General features: G+C 69.3%; 16 protein-coding genes and 1 pseudogene. 10 read left to right on the top strand and 7 right to left on the bottom strand.

The features are described from left to right. Nucleotides 1-69: 69 nt before the first annotated feature. From OVA31_RS01030 to OVA31_RS01040, 3 genes and pseudogenes are all read right to left on the bottom strand, one after another. A pseudogene (locus tag OVA31_RS01030) lies at nucleotides 70-437 on the bottom strand (HesB/IscA family protein). A 152-nt stretch (nucleotides 438-589) separates the two neighbouring features. Continuing rightward, a complete protein-coding gene (gene rarD / locus OVA31_RS01035; RefSeq protein ID WP_267629296.1) occupies nucleotides 590-1,540 on the bottom strand; it encodes an EamA family transporter RarD in 951 nt (316 codons plus the stop codon). 6 nt (nucleotides 1,541-1,546) lie between these two features. Further along, nucleotides 1,547-2,638 carry a glycerate kinase gene (locus tag OVA31_RS01040; RefSeq protein ID WP_267629297.1) on the bottom strand — a complete coding sequence of 364 codons (1,092 nt, stop codon included), beginning with the start codon at nucleotides 2,636-2,638 and terminating at the stop codon, nucleotides 1,547-1,549. Nucleotides 2,639-2,744: 106 nt separating this feature from the next. Between OVA31_RS01040 and OVA31_RS01045 the strand changes: the two genes are divergently transcribed. The 3 genes from OVA31_RS01045 to OVA31_RS01055 are packed head-to-tail and all read left to right on the top strand — an operon-like array spanning nucleotide 2,745 to nucleotide 5,999. After that, nucleotides 2,745-3,437, top strand: coding sequence for a DUF3043 domain-containing protein (locus tag OVA31_RS01045; RefSeq protein WP_267629298.1), 693 nt, complete (start codon nucleotides 2,745-2,747; stop codon nucleotides 3,435-3,437). Between the two features lie 5 nt (nucleotides 3,438-3,442). Next, nucleotides 3,443-5,209: a nicotinate-nucleotide--dimethylbenzimidazole phosphoribosyltransferase gene (gene cobT / locus OVA31_RS01050; protein ID WP_267629299.1), complete on the top strand. Its 1,767-nt coding sequence runs from the start codon at nucleotides 3,443-3,445 to the stop codon at nucleotides 5,207-5,209. Between the two features lie 7 nt (nucleotides 5,210-5,216). Beyond that, complete coding sequence (locus OVA31_RS01055; RefSeq protein ID WP_267629300.1) at nucleotides 5,217-5,999, top strand: adenosylcobinamide-GDP ribazoletransferase; 783 nt, start codon at nucleotides 5,217-5,219, stop codon at nucleotides 5,997-5,999. 19 nt (nucleotides 6,000-6,018) lie between these two features. Here the strand turns inward: OVA31_RS01055 and OVA31_RS01060 are convergent, their stop codons facing one another. After that, complete coding sequence (locus OVA31_RS01060) at nucleotides 6,019-7,125, bottom strand: branched-chain amino acid aminotransferase (RefSeq protein ID WP_164309240.1); 1,107 nt, start codon at nucleotides 7,123-7,125, stop codon at nucleotides 6,019-6,021. A 100-nt stretch (nucleotides 7,126-7,225) separates the two neighbouring features. Then, nucleotides 7,226-8,335 (bottom strand): glycine cleavage system aminomethyltransferase GcvT, encoded by a 1,110-nt coding sequence (gcvT, locus tag OVA31_RS01065; protein WP_267629301.1) that lies wholly within the window; start codon nucleotides 8,333-8,335, stop codon nucleotides 7,226-7,228. Between the two features lie 96 nt (nucleotides 8,336-8,431). Here gcvT and OVA31_RS01070 point away from each other — a divergent pair, with 96 nt between their 5' ends. Further along, the gene (locus OVA31_RS01070; protein WP_267629302.1) at nucleotides 8,432-9,976 is read left to right on the top strand and encodes a leucyl aminopeptidase; all 1,545 of its coding nucleotides are present in this window, start codon (nucleotides 8,432-8,434) and stop codon (nucleotides 9,974-9,976) included. Between the two features lie 16 nt (nucleotides 9,977-9,992). On the opposite strand, the gene OVA31_RS24655 is transcribed toward OVA31_RS01070, so the two are convergent. Further along, entirely contained in the window at nucleotides 9,993-10,289 is a 297-nt protein-coding gene (locus tag OVA31_RS24655; RefSeq protein WP_324290226.1) for a hypothetical protein, read from the bottom strand. On the opposite strand from OVA31_RS24655, the gene OVA31_RS01080 reads away from it, so the two are divergent. The 6 genes from OVA31_RS01080 to OVA31_RS01105 all read left to right on the top strand — a co-directional run bounded on the left by OVA31_RS01080 (nucleotide 10,212) and on the right by OVA31_RS01105 (nucleotide 15,869). Then, complete coding sequence (locus OVA31_RS01080) at nucleotides 10,212-10,520, top strand: hypothetical protein (protein ID WP_267629303.1); 309 nt, start codon at nucleotides 10,212-10,214, stop codon at nucleotides 10,518-10,520. The genes OVA31_RS24655 and OVA31_RS01080 overlap by 78 nt on opposite strands. 165 nt (nucleotides 10,521-10,685) lie before the next feature. Next, nucleotides 10,686-12,458, top strand: coding sequence for a 2-oxoglutarate dehydrogenase, E2 component, dihydrolipoamide succinyltransferase (gene sucB, locus OVA31_RS01085; protein WP_267629304.1), 1,773 nt, complete (start codon nucleotides 10,686-10,688; stop codon nucleotides 12,456-12,458). 6 nt (nucleotides 12,459-12,464) lie between these two features. Continuing rightward, complete coding sequence (locus tag OVA31_RS01090; protein WP_267629305.1) at nucleotides 12,465-13,349, top strand: TIGR01777 family oxidoreductase; 885 nt, start codon at nucleotides 12,465-12,467, stop codon at nucleotides 13,347-13,349. Beyond that, a complete protein-coding gene (gene lipB / locus OVA31_RS01095; protein ID WP_267629306.1) occupies nucleotides 13,342-14,046 on the top strand; it encodes a lipoyl(octanoyl) transferase LipB in 705 nt (234 codons plus the stop codon). The genes OVA31_RS01090 and lipB overlap by 8 nt, the downstream gene beginning before the upstream one ends. Further along, the gene (lipA, locus tag OVA31_RS01100; RefSeq protein WP_190265455.1) at nucleotides 14,043-15,077 is read left to right on the top strand and encodes a lipoyl synthase; all 1,035 of its coding nucleotides are present in this window, start codon (nucleotides 14,043-14,045) and stop codon (nucleotides 15,075-15,077) included. The genes lipB and lipA overlap by 4 nt, the downstream gene beginning before the upstream one ends. Before the next feature lie 51 nt (nucleotides 15,078-15,128). After that, on the top strand, nucleotides 15,129-15,869 hold the full coding sequence (locus tag OVA31_RS01105; RefSeq protein WP_267629307.1) for a DUF4191 domain-containing protein: 741 nt from the start codon (nucleotides 15,129-15,131) through the stop codon (nucleotides 15,867-15,869). A 14-nt stretch (nucleotides 15,870-15,883) separates the two neighbouring features. Here the strand turns inward: OVA31_RS01105 and OVA31_RS01110 are convergent, their stop codons facing one another. Continuing rightward, nucleotides 15,884-16,633: a FadR/GntR family transcriptional regulator gene (locus tag OVA31_RS01110; protein WP_267629309.1), complete on the bottom strand. Its 750-nt coding sequence runs from the start codon at nucleotides 16,631-16,633 to the stop codon at nucleotides 15,884-15,886. Nucleotides 16,634-16,636: the final 3 nt, after the last annotated feature.

Raw genomic sequence — 16,636 nt, forward strand, 5'->3', positions numbered from 1 at the left:
AGGTCGCCGAGACGACACTGACCGCACCCCCGGGTCGGGGATGCGGTCAGAATCGAAAGGAGTCTGGACTCAGTTGAAAGAGTCGCCGCAGGCACAGCTGCCGGTGGCGTTCGGGTTGTCGATGGTGAAACCCTGCTTCTCGATCGTGTCCACGAAGTCGATGGTCGCGCCGCCGACGTAAGGTGCGCTCATACGGTCCACTGCGAGCGTGACGCCGCCGAAATCGTCGGTGAGGTCACCGTCGAGGCTAGGCTACGATCGTCGAAGAACAGCTGGTAACGCAGGCCCGCGCAACCGCCGGGCTGAACAGCGATCCGCAGTGACAGGTCGTCGCGGCCCTCCTGGTCGAGCAGCGCCTTCGCTTTGGTGGCAGCCGCGTCGGACAGAATGACACCGGTCGTGGTGGTGGCGGGTCCGGATTCGTTCTGAACGGTCATCGATGCTCCTGTGTGTCTCGGGTCGGGATCTCCTCGGGCGGCCGTGTCCACAGACCGGCGGCACGCCGATTCGGCCACGTGCTCACCACAACGGTACCCCGTCCCCGTCTATTCCTGCCGATCCGCGCACACACACCCGACACCTCGCGCGATCACTCCGTGACGCCGGCGGCGATCTCGGTCCGCCGGACACCGCGCTGCCTGCGCGCGACGATCACCGAGTCCAGCGTGAACACGACGAGCGCCAGCCAGACGATCGCGAACCCGATCCAGCGTTCCGGCGGCATCGGTTCGTCGAGCACCCACACACCGATGATCAGCTGCATCGTGGGCGTGATGAACTGCGCGATCCCGAGGACGGTCAGGCGGGCGCGCCGGGCCCCGGCGGCGAACAGCATCAGCGGCGCCGCGGTGATCACGCCTGCCAGGGCGAGCAGCACAGCATGTCCGGGGCCCGCGGAACCCATCGTCAGACCGGTGGTCAGGCCGACGACGACCAACTGGCCGACCGCGAGCGGAGCCAGCCACAGCGATTCCAGCGTCAATCCGCTCGTCACGTCGACCGACGGCCCGATGTGCTTCTTGACCAGTCCGTACAGCCCGAAGGAGAACGCCACGCCGAGCGCCAGCGACGGAAACGCCCCGTAGCCCACGACGATCACCAGCGTCGCCGCCACCGCCAGCCCCACGGCGAGCCATTGCATGGGCCGCAGCCGCTCGCGCAGCACGACGACCCCGAGCAAGACCGTGACGATCGGGTTGATGAAATATCCGAGACTCATCTCGATCACGTGCCCGGTGAGGGTGGCGATCAGGAAGATCTGCCAGTTGAGGTAAATCAGCAGGCCCGCCACCGCGGTCCAGACCACCAGGCGCCGGTCGGCCATGACCGCCCGCAGTCGCGGCCAACCGCCGACGACGGGGACCAGCACCGCATAGAACGCCAGGGACAACAGAATCCGCCAGGCCACCACCTCCCACGGGCCCGTCGGCTCCAGCAGCAGGAAGTAGAGCGGCAGGAACCCCCACAACGCGTAGGCGCCCACGGCATACGCCGCGCCGGACATCCCGAGAGTGCGCAGGCCGCCCTCCTGCCCGGTCACCGACCGTCACGCACCGCGGACCCCCGCCGACTCGTCGTCTCCGGCCCAGTCCGCCGCCACCTGCTGCGCCAACCGTGACAACTGATTCGCCGCGTCGGTCATCGCCACCTCGACCGACCCCGCCACATCGACGATCGCGTATGCGGCCGCGATCCCGGCCGCCGCGATCTCCTCGGGTGGCAGAGCCACCTGGCCGGCGAAGACGAGGGTCGGGACACCGGCAGCGGCCGCCGATGCGGTGAGCGCGGCGACGACCTTGCCCCGCAACGTCTGGGTGTCGAATCTGCCCTCGCCGGTGATCACCAGCTGCGAGGACGCCACATCGGCGTCTCGTCCGGTGGCCTCGGACACCACGGTGGCCCCGGAGACCCGGGTACCGCCCAACGCCAGGAGAGCCGCGCCGAGGCCGCCCGCGGCGCCCGCACCCGGTTCGTCGGAGACGTCACGTCCGGCCATCCCGGCCAGCACCCGTGACCACTGCGTCATCCGTTCTTCCAATCGCAGGACGGTGGTCGGATCGGCCCCCTTCTGCGGTCCGAACACCGCGACCGCGCCGAGGTCGCCGAGCAGGGGGTTCTCCACATCGGATGCGACGACCAGCTCGACGCCGTCGAACCTTTCGGCGGCCTCACCGGGGCCACCCAGCGCATCGATCAGGCCCCGACCCCCGTCGTTGGTCGCGGAGCCGCCGAGGCCGACGACGATCCGCCGGGCACCCGCCGCGAGCGCCTCGGCGACCAGGAACCCGACTCCTGTGGTGTCGGCCGCCAGCGCTGTACGCGGGGTGGGCCGGCCACCGAGCTGGTGCAGGCCACATGCCTGCGCACACTCGATATACGCCGCCGGTTCGGGCCCGCGATCGTCGAACAGCCAGGTCGCGCTCACCGACGCACCGAGCGGGCCGGGGACCTCCGCGGTCCGCATCGACCCGAACCGCGAGGCCAGGACGTCGACGAAACCGGGGCCGCCGTCGGACTGCGGCGCCTTCTGGACCACGTCCATCGGGCGCGTCGCCGACCACCCGCGGGCGATCGCCTCGGCCGCCGCCACTGCGGACAGGGTGTCCCCGAACGAGTCCGGCGCGATCAGGATCTGCATGTCGACCTCACCGATCCGTCATCCGCCGGCAGCGCGCTCGTCCCATGGGCGAAGTATAGGGAGGTCGGAGAACCTCGGCAGCGCGGAATCACCTAGGCTCGAAGGTGTGAAGTTGCCATGGAAGTCAGATGACGACGCGACCGCTGAGAGCGCCGACACCGAGGTGTCCACCGCCCCGGATGACGAGTCGTCCGCCAGCGCGAGCAACGGCTCCAAGGGCACCGCGTACACGGCGGCCAAAGGCCGCGCGACACCGTCGCGGCGAGAGGCCGAGGGCCGCCGCCGCGGTCCGGTCGCGCCCCCGCCGACCACGCGGTCCGAGGCGCGCGCACGCAAGAAAGAGCTGAAGTCGAGCATGTCGCGCGAGGACAAGCGCAAGCTCTCCGACGATCGTCGCTCGCAACGCACCGAACAGCGCGAGAAGATGATGGCGGGCGACGAGCGCTATCTGATGCCCCGCGACAAGGGGCCTGCCAAGCGGTTCACCCGCGACATCGTGGACTCTCGTCGCAACTTCGCCGGGCTGTTCATGCCCTTCGCGGTGGTGCTGATCGTGGTGATGTTCGTGCCGCAGATCGCAGTGTTCGCCAACATGCTGCTGTTGGTCTTCGTGGTCTTCATGGCAATCGACGCGTTCATCCTCGGCCGCCTCGTGAATCGGCGTGTACGCGAACGCTTCCCCGACGTCGATCCGTCGCAGACCGGGTTCCGTCTGGGCTGGTATTCATTCACCCGCGCCATGCAGCTCCGCATGATGCGCGCTCCCAAGCCGCAGGTGTCGCCGGGCGACGAGGTCTGATACCGGTGGGATCTCGGGGCACCCGCACACTCATCCTCGGCGGAGTGCGGTCGGGTAAATCCGGCCATGGGGAATCTCTGCTGCTCGACTGTCCGTCAGTGCGTTACCTGGCGACCGGTCCGACCACCTCGTCGGACGCCGACTGGGTCGCCCGCCTGACCGCACATCGTGCTCGCCGCGACGACCGGTACACCACCGTCGAGACGATCGACGTTGCCGCGGCGCTGCGATCCGACCAGACCCCGACGTTGCTCGACGACCTCGGGAACTGGCTCGCCGCGCAGCTCGACGCAATCGGCGGGTGGGGTGACGCGCCGGTCGATCTCACCTCCGTCCGCACCGAGATCTGCTCTGCCATCACGGATTTCACCGGCGAACTGGTCATCATCAGCCCGGAGGTCGGGTTGTCCGTGGTTCCTCCGACTCCGGCAGGCCGCCGTTTCCAGGATGAGTTGGGCGCCCTCAACGAAGCCGTCGCGGCGGTCTGCGACCGCGTCGTCCTGACGGTCGCCGGCCGTGTGCTCGACCTCCCGGCAGCACCGGCGACGCCCACGCCCACCTCGACAGCAACCGATCCCACGCCGACAGCAACCGTCCTGTCGTCGACAGCAACCGATCCCGCGCCGACGGCACCAGAGGAGCCGGTCGCGGCGGCCACCCTGGCGCCGACGACGGGTGAACCGGTTGACCCGACCGACGCCGAGAACTTCCCGCCGGTCGAGCCGCCGGATATCGCCACGGCCGCGGAAGCGCGCGCACGACACCTCGATCTCACCAAACCGCCGGGCTCGCTCGGGCGCCTCGAGGAGCTCGGGGTCTGGCTTGCCTCATGCCAGGGCGCCTGTCCCCCACGCCAACTGACCGCACCGCGAGTGGTGGTGTTCGCCGGCGACCACGGCGTCGCACAGTCCGGGGTGTCGGCGTTCCCGCCCGAGGTGACGGCCCAGATGGTGGCCAACATCGCCTCCGGCGGTGCCGCGGTCAACGTCCTCGCCCGGCGTGCCGGCGCCACGGTGCAGGTCATCGACATGTCCGTCGACGCCGATACCGCACCCGAGGTCTCCCGCTACAAGGTGCGGCGCAGCAGCGGAGACCTGCGCATCACCGATGCCATCACGGTCGCCGAGGCACGGGAGGCTCTCGCGGCCGGCCGGGCAATCGCCGACGAGCTCGTCGACTCGGGGGCCGACCTTCTCATCGGCGGCGAGATGGGGATCGGCAACACCACTCCGGCGACCGTGCTGATCGGCACCTTGACACGGCGTGAGCCGGTCGAGATCATCGGGCGCGGAACAGGTATCGACGACGCCGGGTGGATTCGCAAGACGGCGGCCATCCGTGACGGCATGCGCCGGGCGCGACGTCACGTGCACGACCCGCTCTCGTTGCTCGCCGCCGTCGCGGGCGCCGACCTCACCGCGCTTGCCGGGTTCCTCGCACAAGCGGCCGTGCGCCGGACCCCGGTGATCCTCGACGGCATGGTCGTCACCGCCGCGGCGATGGTCGCCAACGAGCTCGCCCCGGGTGCGACGCGCTGGTGGGTCGCAGGCCATCGCTCCGTCGAACCCGCGCACACCGTCGCTCTGGAACACCTCGATCTCGAGCCGGTTCTCGACCTGTCGATGCGCCTCGGCGAGGGCAGCGGAGCTCTCACCGCGCTGCCGATCGTCGCGTCGTCGGTCGACATCCTGACGTCGATGGCGACCTTCGCCGAAGCAGGCGTCAGTGACAAGGACGAACCGGCCGGCGCCTTGGCCGCCGACAGATCCTGATCGTCGAGTGTCGACGCACACGCCGCTGCGGGCCGTCCATGTCGCACTCAGCTGGCTGACGGTGCTCCCGGTCCCCCAGCCCCGCGTGACCATGGACCGCGCGGTCGGCGGAGCCGTGATGAGCGCGGTCCCCGTGGTCGGCGCGGTTCTCGGGGCGCTGGCCGCCGGGGTGGCGGCACTCCTGTCTGTCACCGACCTGCCCGACACATTGATCGGTGCCATCGTGGTCGTCGTGCTGGCCCTGCTCACGCGTGGCATGCACCTCGACGGCCTGGCCGACACGGCCGACGGACTCGGCTGTTACGGACCGCCGGAGCGGGTCGCCGAGGTGATGCGTAGTGGGTCGGCCGGACCTTTCGGCGTGGCCACGATCGTTGCGGTGATGCTCATCCAGTCGGTCGGCTTCGGCGCCCTGGCCGGCGAACACCGTTGGTACGACATCGGTTTCGCCATCGCCCTCGGACGGCTGGTCGCGGTGGTCGGGGCCAGGCGCGGCCTGCCCGCGGCGCATCCCGAAGGCTTCGGCGCGCTCGTCGCGAACAGCCAGCGCATGTCGGTCGCGGTGTGGGGCGGACTCGCGATCGTCGGCGCGCTCGCCACCGGCTGGGGAGCCGACGGGTTCTCCGCCGGGCAGGCCGTCCAGTCGGTGATCGTGGCCGGTGCCGTCACCGCGTTCGGGTGGTGGTTCACCCGGCACTGCGCCCGCCGGATCGGCGGCATCAGCGGCGACATCCTGGGTGCGGGTATCGAACTGGGGGTGACACTCTCGGTGGTCGGCCTGCTCGTCTGAGCGAGACACGCCAACCGGTCTACCGGCGGTAGAGCTCGGTCATCCAGCCGTGCGTGTCGGCGAAGGTGCCGCGCTGGATCCCGGTCAACGTGTCACGCAACGCCTGGGTCACCTCGCCCGCCGAACCGTCGCCGATCATGTAGTCCTCGGTGTCGCCCTTCACCCGACCGACGGGTGTGATGACGGCCGCGGTCCCACAGGCGAAGACCTCGGTGATGTCGCCCGTGGCCACACCCTTCCGCAGTTCGTCGGTCGTGATGCGACGTTCCTCGACGGCGAAGCCCGCGTCGGTTGCCAACTGCAGCAAGGACTCCCGGGTGATACCGGGCAGCAACGAACCGCTCAGCTCCGGGGTCACGAGCCGCGCGTCCGCGCCGGACCCGAACACGAAGAACAGATTCATGCCGCCCATCTCCTCGATGTAGCGGCGCTCGATGGCGTCGAGCCAGACGACCTGGTCGCAGCCGTGCTGGGTGGCCTGCGCCTGCGCGAGGAAGGCGGCCGCGTAGTTGCCACCGCATTTGGCGAATCCGGTACCGCCCGGCGCCGCGCGCACGTACTCGGTGGAGAGCCAGACGCTGACCGGCTTGATGCCGCCCGAGAAATACGCCCCGGCCGGTGACGCGATGACCGAGTAGATGTACTGATTCGACGGCGCGTTGACGCCGAGGCCGGCCTGCGACGCGAACATGAACGGACGCAGATAGAGGGCCTCCTCGCCGCCGGCGGCGGGCACCCACTCGTTGTCGGCGTCGAGGAGCACCCGCAATGACGCGATGAAGTCCTCGACGGGCAGCGGGGGCATCGCCAAACGCTCGGCGGAACGTTGCATCCGCAGGCCGTTGGCCTCCGGCCGGAATGCGGCGATCGAGCCGTCGGGCTGACGGTAGGCCTTGAGCCCCTCGAAGACCTCCTGGCCGTAGTGCAGCACCATCGCCGACGGATCGAGCGCGATCGGGGCGTAGGGGCGGACCTGCGCGTTGTGCCACCCGCGATCCACGTCGTAGTCGACCATCACCATGTTGTCGGTGAAGAATTTGCCGAAACCGGGGGCGGAGAGGATCTCCGACCGACGATTCTCCGACACCGGGTGGGGATGCTCGGTACGCGTGAACTGCAAGGTCATTGGCCAATCGTACCGCCGCACCGCAAACGGGTTGTCGCCCGCCGTCACCGTCGTGACGCGGCCCGGGTCCGCGGGGTTGGCGGCCGGGCCGACCCCGAGGTCAGACGTGCGGCGTCACGAACGGCGGCGCGACGACCTCGCACGCCAGCGCCCGCCCGCGGACGTCCACCACCACTTCGTCCCCGACGGCGATCCCGGCATCGGTGGCCAGCAGCGCGAGCGCGATGCCCTGCTTGAGCGTCGGCGAGAAGGTCCCTGATGTGCACGTGCCGATCTGTGCGCCGCCGGGCCCCGCCAGCACCGCGCACTCCGCCCGCGGTACACCGCGCCCGATCGCCTTCAGTCCGTGGAGCCTGCGGACCGGGCCGGCGGCCTTCTCCGCGATGAGCGACTCACGGCCGAAGAACTCGGGCTTCTTCCAGCCGACCGCCCAGCCCGACCGGGCCTGCACGGGCGTGATGTCGGTGCTCAGCTCGTGTCCGTGCAGCGCGTAGCCCATCTCGGTCCGCAGGGTGTCGCGGGCACCAAGACCCGCGGGCTGACCGCCGAGTTCGGTGACCGCCGCCAACAGCGCGTCGAACACCGGCCCGGCGTCGTCCCAGCGCGGGAGGAGTTCGTACCCGCGCTCCCCCGTGTACCCGGTCCGGCACACGCGCACCGGCAGCGTTCCTGCCTCGGTCGCCAACTCTGCGTCGGTGAAGGCCATGTACTCCATCTCGGTGGGCAGGCCGACGAGCGCCAGGGCGTCGGGGGCCTTCGGCCCCTGCACAGCGAACACGGCGTATTCGCGATGGCGATCCGTCACGGTGACACCCTGGGGTGCCGCCGAGACCAGTCGTTCGACCACGCTCGCGGTGTTCGCCGCATTCGGGATCAGGAACACCTCGTCGTCGCTCACCAGATAGGTGATGAGGTCGTCGACGACACCGCCGGATTCGTTGCAGCACAGCGTATATTGCGCCTTGCCCGGTGCGATCTTGGCGAGGTCGTTGGTCAAGGTGCGATTCACGAGGTCCGCCGCCCCCGGACCCGCGACGACGGCCTTCCCGAGATGGCTCACGTCGAAGATGCCGACGCTCTCGCGGACGGCGGTGTGCTCGGCGACGGTTCCCGCATAGGAGACGGGCATGTCCCAGCCACCGAAGGCGGCGAAGGTGGCGCCGAGAGCACCATGGCGGTCGGCGATCGGGCCCGCAAGGAGTTCACTCATGGACACCTACCGTACTGGGCCGAAGCGACGTGACCGCGAAGCCGCACGCCCCGTCGCCCTCCGTCGCACCCGCAGGCCCTGTGGCAGAGTTGTGCCGTGAGCAAGAACGAGACGACTGACCGCGTACGCGGCCCGGAACTGGAGTTGGCGACCACCCTCGACAAGGCCGACAAGGCCCTGGTGATCGGCCTGATCAAACCCGAGAACAGTGAGAAGGAGGGCGGCGGCACCGACGCCGAGCCCACCCTGGTGATCGGCGACGGGATCTTCGACGACGCGCAGGCCGAGTTCGTCGGCGCGGCCGCCCGCCGCCTCGGCGCGACCGGCTCGCACGGCGAGATCACCCGGCTACCGGCACCCGAGGGCCTCGATGTCGACATCATCGTCGCGGTCGGGCTCGGCACCACCGACAACCTCGATGACCCGGAACAGATCCGGCAGGCCGCCGGGATCGCGGCGCGTGAACTCGACGGCCACCCGCAGGCGGCCACCACCTTGTCGGCAGTGAACCTGGGCGCCGCGGCCGAGGGATTCTTCCTGGGCGCGTACCGATTCGACACGTTCCGGTCGGAGAAGACACGTCCCAAGAAGTCGCTCCCGACGACGATCACGCTGCTCGTCGACGACAAGAGTCGAACGGCCAAGGCCGAGTTGGCCCACGCGGCCGCGGTGGCCGATTCGGTGGCCATCGCCCGCGACTTCGTGAACACCCCGCCGAGTCACCTCTATCCCGAAGAGTTCGCCGAGCGCGCCCGTGTGCTCGGCAGCGCCGTCGGCCTCAAGGTCGAGGTGCTCGACGACACCGCGCTGGAGAAGGCCGGATACGGCGGCATCATCGGCGTCGGCAAGGGCTCGTCGCGTCTGCCGCGGCTGGTGCGTCTCGTCCACACCGGCAAGAAGGACGCCAAGAGGGTGGCGCTCGTCGGCAAGGGCATCACCTTCGACACCGGCGGCATCTCCATCAAGCCGGCGGCCAACATGGACCACATGACCTCGGACATGGGTGGCGCGGCCGCAGTCATCGCGGCCACCATCCTGGCCGCGCGACTCGATCTCGACGTCTCGGTGACGGCGACCGTGCCGATGGCGGAGAACATGCCCTCGGCAACCGCGCAGCGACCGGGCGACGTCCTCACCCAGTACGGCGGCACCACCGTCGAGGTGCTCAACACCGACGCCGAGGGCCGACTGATCCTGGCCGACGCGATCGTGCGGGCCTGTGAGGACGAACCCGATTACCTCATCGACACCGCAACGCTGACCGGTGCGCAGATGGTCGCCCTGGGGGCGCGCACCCCGGGCGTGATGGGCACCGACGAGTTCCGTGATCGCGTCGCGGCGTTGTCGCGCGAAGTCGGCGAGAACGGTTGGGCGATGCCGCTGCCCGCCGAGTTGCGTGGTGACCTCAAGTCGCGGGTGGCCGACCTGGCGAATGTGACCAACCACCGCAACGGCGGCATGTTGTCGGCCGGACTGTTCCTCAAGGAGTTCGTCGCCGAGTCCGTCGGATGGGCCCACATCGACATCGCGGGTCCGGCGTTCAACACGTCCGGCCCGTGGGGCTACACGACCAAGGGCGGCACCGGCGTGCCGGTCCGCACCATCGCCCGGGTCCTCGAGGACATCGCCGACCGCGGCTGAGCACACCGCGGGTCGATCAGGGTTGATCTGGTCGCGGACCCGTGACCGTGCGCTGGGCGCCGAGGACGATTGCGAGCGCGAGCCGCTCGGCGTCCTCGGTGCCGGGCTCCGCGGTGTAGATCAGGATCCGGATGTCGTCGGCGGCGACGATCATGGTGTCGCAGTCGAGTGTGATCAAGCCGACGTCCGGGTGGTCGATCGTCTTTCGCCTCCCGGGATCCGGTCGAGCCGGCCCGTGCCGCTGACCCCGTGCCGCGGCCCCCCGACGTCGACGGCCCGCGAGGCGGCAGGCGTCGCCTACTCCGACTCCCAGATCGGCCGCGCGATCGAACGGATCCCGGGCGTCTCGTCCCCCAGGAGGTCCGGTCCGGCACTCGCGTCGATCGTCCTCGATGACCGCTGGGCACGCCTCGAGGACGGCGCGTTCGTGGTCGTCGATGCCGAACGCGACGTGAAACCCTTCGCGACCGATCCGGCCCGCGAGGCGAGGTTATGGGAGGCCACAACAGAACTCCTGAACGCCGCCGAGCGGGCCGGCGCATGACGCGCAGCAAATGTCCGGGCACACCCGGTCCGTGTGACGCGTGCCGGGTAGGGTAGCTCAGGGACGGACGGCTCACCCGCCACAGCCCGTCTCCGTGCACCGACGGCGCACACACCGCGGCGCGCAGACCTAGTGACCACACGTCGAGTTCAGGAGTCAACAACGATGGCCTTCTCCGTCCAGATGCCCGCCCTGGGTGAAAGTGTCACCGAAGGGACAGTCACCCGGTGGCTGAAGGAGGAGGGCGACACCGTCGAGGCCGACGAGCCATTGCTCGAGGTGTCCACGGACAAAGTCGACACCGAGATCCCCGCCCCCACTTCGGGTGTGCTGACGAAGATCGTCGCCCAGGAAGACGACGTCGTCGAGGTCGGCGGCGAACTCGCGCTCATCGGTGAGGCCGGCGAGCAGTCCGGTGGCGACAGTGGCGCCGACTCGAGCGGTGGCGACGAGCCGACCGACGCAGGCGAGCCCGAGCAGGCCGACGAGGCCCCGTCGACCGACGCGGAAGCACCGGCCGAGAAGCCTTCGGGAGAATCGACGAAGGGTGGCGGCTCCGCCGAGGGCACCGACGTGGTGATGCCCGAACTCGGCGAGTCGGTCACCGAGGGAACCGTGACCAACTGGCTCAAGGCCGTGGGTGACGAGGTCGCCGCCGACGAGCCGCTCCTCGAGGTGTCGACGGACAAGGTCGACACCGAGATCCCGTCGCCGGTCGCCGGCACCTTGCTCGAGATCGTCGCCGAGGAGGACGACGTCATCGAGGTCGGTGGCAAACTCGCCGTGATCGGGGACGCATCGGCCGCGCCGAGCCAGAAGTCTGCCCCGGAACCAGAAGCCGAGAAGGCACCCGAGCCGGAGCCCGAACCAGAACCCGCGCCCGAGCCGGAGCCGGAGCCGGCGAAGCCTGCATCGGCCCCCGAGCCCGCACCGGCCGCGCAGTCCGAGAAGCCGGCCTCGTCCGAGCCCAAGACGGTCGAGTCGACCCCGTATGTGACACCGCTGGTGCGAAAGCTGGCTGCGGAGAACGACATCGACCTGAACAGCATCAAGGGCACCGGTGTCGGCGGCCGCATCCGCAAGCAGGACGTGCTGGCCGCGGCCGATGCCGCGAAGGCTCCTGCCGAGACGGCTGCGCCCGCCGCGTCGGCTCCGGCTGCCCCGCAGGCACCCGCCGCGTCGGCGGCGCCGGAGGTCAAGCCCGAGCTGGCCGCACTGCGTGGAACCACACAGAAGATCAATCGGATCCGGCAGATCACCGCCAAGAAGACCCGGGAATCGCTGCAGACCAGCGCACAGCTCACCCAGGTCTTCGAGGTCGACATGACCAAGATCGTGACGCTGCGCAAGCAGGCGAAGGAGTCGTTCAAGGCGTCCGAGGGTGTCAATCTCACCTTCCTGCCGTTCATCGCGAAGGCCGTCGTCGAGGCACTCAAGGCGCACCCGAATGTCAACGCGTCGATCGACGAGGACAAGAAAGAGATCACCTACTACGACAAGGTGCATCTCGGCATCGCGGTCGACACCGAGCAGGGCCTGCTGTCGCCGGTGATCCACAATGCCGACGACCTGTCGATCGCCGGGCTCGCCCGTGCGATCGCCGACATCGCAGGCCGTGCCCGGACCAACAAGCTCAAGCCCGACGAGCTGGCAGGCGGCACGTTCACCATCACCAACATCGGCAGCCAGGGCGCGCTGTTCGACACCCCGATCCTGGTGCCGCCGCAGGCGGCGATGCTCGGTACGGGCGCCATCGTGAAGCGCCCGGTGGTCATCTCCGGTGACGACGGTTCGGAGTCGATCGCGGTGCGGTCGATGTCGTATCTGCCGCTCACCTACGATCACCGCCTGATCGACGGTGCGGACGCGGGCCGCTTCCTCACGACAGTGAAGAAACGCCTCGAGCAAGCCGCGTTCGCCGCAGATCTCGGCCTCTAGGACGCGATGCGGGTAGCCGTCGCCGGCTCGCAGGGGTTGATCGGCTCCGCGGTGGTGTCCGCGTTGCGCAACGCCGGCCACACCGTGGTCCGGCTGGTCCGTCGCGAGGCCCTGTCCGATGACGAGTTCTCCTGGGACCCCGAGACTTTCGGGGTCCCCGAGGAGAGCCTGCGGGACGTGGACGCGGTGATCGGCCTCGGCGGGGTCGGCGTCGGCGACCACCGCTGGACCGGGCGTTTCAAGCAGGAACTCCGGGATTCCCGCATCACCCCGACCGAGGTGCTCGCCGAAGCGGTCGCGCGGGCCGGCGTGCCGACCTTCATCAGCGCCTCGGCGAGCGGCTTCTACGGTGACACCGGAGATCGGGCGGCCGACGAATCCGCTGCCGCCGGAGAAGGATTCCTCGCCGGACTGGTCACCGACTGGGAACACGCGGCGACCGCGAACGCCGGTAACGACACCCGCGTGGTGTTGTTGCGCACTGCGCCGGTGCTCTCACGCAGGGGCGGATTGTTGTCCCGCCTGCAGCCGGTCTTCTGGCTCGGGCTGGGTGGGGCCATCGGTGACGGCACCCAGTACTTCTCATGGATCAGCCTGCCGGACGAGGTCCGCGCCATCGCGTTCCTGCTGGAGTCGACGATCAGCGGGCCGGTCAATCTGTCCGCGCCCGGGGCCGTGCCGTTCGCCGAGTTCGCATCCGCTCTCGGCCGCGCAATGCACCGGCCGACCGTGCTCAAGGTGCCGGCGTTCGCGGCCAGACGTGTCGGCGGAGAGATGGCCGAGGAAATGATTCTGTTCAGTCAGCGCGTTGTACCAGGTGTGCTGACCGACAACGGCTTCTCGTTCACCCATCCACAGATCGACGACGCCCTGGAGTACACCCGTGCGTGACCGATCCATCCGCAGCTCCGCGGCACCGATCGAGGTGCGCCATCTGGGCACGCTCGACTACCGGGCGGCCTACGACCTGCAGCACCGGCTCGCCGCCGACCGCGCCGACGGCACGCTCGACCACGACGTCCTGCTGCTGCTCGAACATCCGTCCACGTACACCGCGGGCAAACGCACCGAGGACTCCGACCGGCCCACCGACGGCTCGCTGGTGATCGACGTGGACCGCGGTGGCCGCATCACCTGGCACGGGCCGGGACAGCTGGTGGGGTATCCGATCGTCCGTCTCGCCGAACCACTGGACGTGGTCGAGTACGTCCGCCGGCTCGAGGAGGCACTGATCACGGTGTGCGCCGACCTCGGCGTGACCACGGGGCGGGTCGACGGCAGGTCCGGTGTGTGGGTGACCGACCACAGCGGAGAACGCAAACTCGGGCAGATCGGCATCCGGGTGGCACGTGGCGTTGCGCTGCACGGCTTCGCCCTGAACATCGACCCGGACATGTCGGCGTTCGAGTCGATCGTGCCGTGCGGCATCGCCGATGCCGGCGTGACCTCGCTGAGCCGCGAACTCGAACGGCCGATCACCGTCGGCGAGGCACTCGCACCGGTCGCCGCGGCCGTGCAGTCGGCACTCGACGACGACCACCGCGCACTCGATGCACGAACAACCGCAAGCGTAGGATCTGTGCAGTGACCGCGTCTCCCATCACCCCCTCAGACCCCGCCCCCAACGGCCGCAAGCTGCTGCGCCTCGAGGTGCGGAACGCGCAGACTCCCATCGAGCGCAAGCCGAAGTGGATCAAGACGCGCGCGACGATGGGCCCTGAGTACACCGAACTCAAGGGCCTCGTGAAGCGCGAGGGTCTGCACACGGTGTGCGAGGAAGCGGGCTGCCCCAACATCTACGAATGCTGGGAGGATCGCGAGGCCACGTTCTTGATCGGTGGCGAACAGTGCACGCGCCGTTGCGATTTCTGCCAGATCGACACCGGCAAGCCCGCCGAGCTCGACCGCGACGAGCCGCGCCGGGTCGCCGAGAGCGTGCAGGCGATGGGCTTGCGCTACTCGACCATCACGGGCGTCGCCCGCGACGACCTGCCGGACGAGGGCGCCTGGCTCTACGCCGAGACCGTCCGCGCCATCCACCGGCTCAACCCGGGCACCGGTGTGGAGAATCTCATCCCTGATTTCCACGCCAAGCCGGATCTGTTGGCCGAGGTGTTCGAGGCCCGGCCCGAGGTACTGGCCCACAATCTGGAAACGGTGCCGCGGATCTTCAAGCGCATCCGCCCGGCGTTCCGCTACGAGCGCTCCCTCGACGTCATCACCCAGGCCCGCGACTTCGGCCTGGTGACCAAGTCGAACCTCATCCTCGGCATGGGTGAGACACCCGAAGAAGTGCAGAGCGCCATCGTCGATCTGCACGAGGCCGGCTGCGACATCCTGACCATCACGCAGTACCTGCGTCCCTCGCCGCGTCACCACCCCGTCGAACGGTGGGTGAAGCCCGAAGAGTTCGTCGACCACTCCGAGTTCGCGACGGAGGTCGGGTTCGCGGGCGTCATGGCGGGCCCGCTGGTGCGCTCCTCGTACCGCGCCGGACGTCTGTACGCCCAGGCCATGGCTCGTCACGGTCGGGAACTCGCCCCGGCGATGGCCCACCTGGCCGACGGCGGCTCGGCCAGCCAGGAGGCCACGAGCCTGCTGGAACGACTCGCGCGATAGAGATCGACCGCCGGGTCCGACGCCCGAAACCTGCGACGTAAACTGGTCAGCATGGCAAAGGCGCAAGACAAAGAGGCGAAGGCCGAAGCGAAGAAGGCCCGCAGGCAGGCGTCCCGGGAACGCTACAAGCAGCTGTGGCAGGCCTTCCAGATGCAGCGCAAGGAAGACAAACGGCTGATCCCGTACATGGCCGGGCTGTTCGTCCTGATAGTCGCGGTCTTCGTGGTCCTCGGCCTGATCTTCGGTTCGGTCTGGCTGCTGCTTCCGCTGGGCATCGTCCTCGGTCTGCTCGCCGCCTTCATCCTGTTCGGACGGCGCGTACAACGCACCGTCTACACCAAGGCCGAGGGGCAGGCGGGTGCCGCCGGCTGGGCGCTGGGCAACATGCGTGGCCAGTGGCGGGTCAAGCAGGCCGTCTCGGGCAACGCCCACCTCGACGCTGTCCACCGGGTGATCGGCAAACCCGGTGTGATCCTCGTCGGCGAAGGGTCACCGACGCGCGTCAAAACCCTGCTCGCGCAGGAGAAGAAGAAGGTCGCCCGAGTGGTCGGCGACACACCGATCTACGAGATCGTGGTGGGCAACGACGACGGTCTGGTCCCGCTGAGCAAGCTGGAAAAGCACATCAACAAGCTGCCGCGGAACATCGACGGCAAGCGGATCGATGCCCTCGAGGGTCGTCTCGCCGCGCTGGGCGGTCGCAACCAGCAGGGCCCGGGTATGCCGAAGGGACCGGTACCCGGCAACGCGAAGGTCCGCGGGATGCAGCGTACGGCCCGGCGTCGCGGCTGAGCCCAACCGCACGGTCAATCCAGAAAGCCGTGCAGCAGGGTCGCCGTGCCCTCGATGTGAGCGCGCATCGCATTTGCCGCGCCGTCCGGATTGCCCGTCAGGATGGCGATCACGATCGCCTCGTGTTGCTCATCGGAATGCGCGATGTTCGGTTCGAGTTGCGGGATGCGGTCGAGTAGCCGATTGATCCGCATCCGGTTGTCGGCGACCATCCCCACCAGCGACGGCGCCCCCGCCGCCTCCGCTATCGCCAGGTGCAGTCGCGAGTCGAGCCGGCGGTAGTCGTCGTCGGTGGCGCCCCGGATGTCGGTCAGGCGAGTCCACAGCGCCTCGCGTTCGGTGGCCGAGAAGGTACGTCCGGCGGCCATCCGGGCCGCGCCCGCCTCGAGGATCTCCCGAAGCCGGAGTACGTCGTCGAGCTCGGCGCGGCTGACCGGCTCGTCGTCCCCCGCAGGCCCGACGGTGTGGTCCACCGCACCGGGCGCCGGCAGTACGTCGGTGAGGAATGTGCCGCCGTAGCGCCCCCGCTTGGACACCAGGAATCCGGCGTCGGCCAGCGCCTTGATCGCCTCCCGGACGGTGTCCCGGCTGACCCCGAGACGCACGGCGAGTTCCCGCTCGGGCGGGATCGACTCCCCCGGCTCGAACACTCCGAGTCGGATCAGCTGTAGCAACCGCCCCACGGTCTCTTCGAACGCGTTCGCCGGGCGCACCGGCGCCAGCAGTGCGTCCGCGAGTTGTTCGGAACGGGCCGGGATGGTCATCGC

Origin of the sequence: Gordonia sp. SL306 (genome assembly GCF_026625785.1) — a bacterium.
Taxonomy (GTDB): Bacteria; Actinomycetota; Actinomycetes; order Mycobacteriales; family Mycobacteriaceae; genus Gordonia.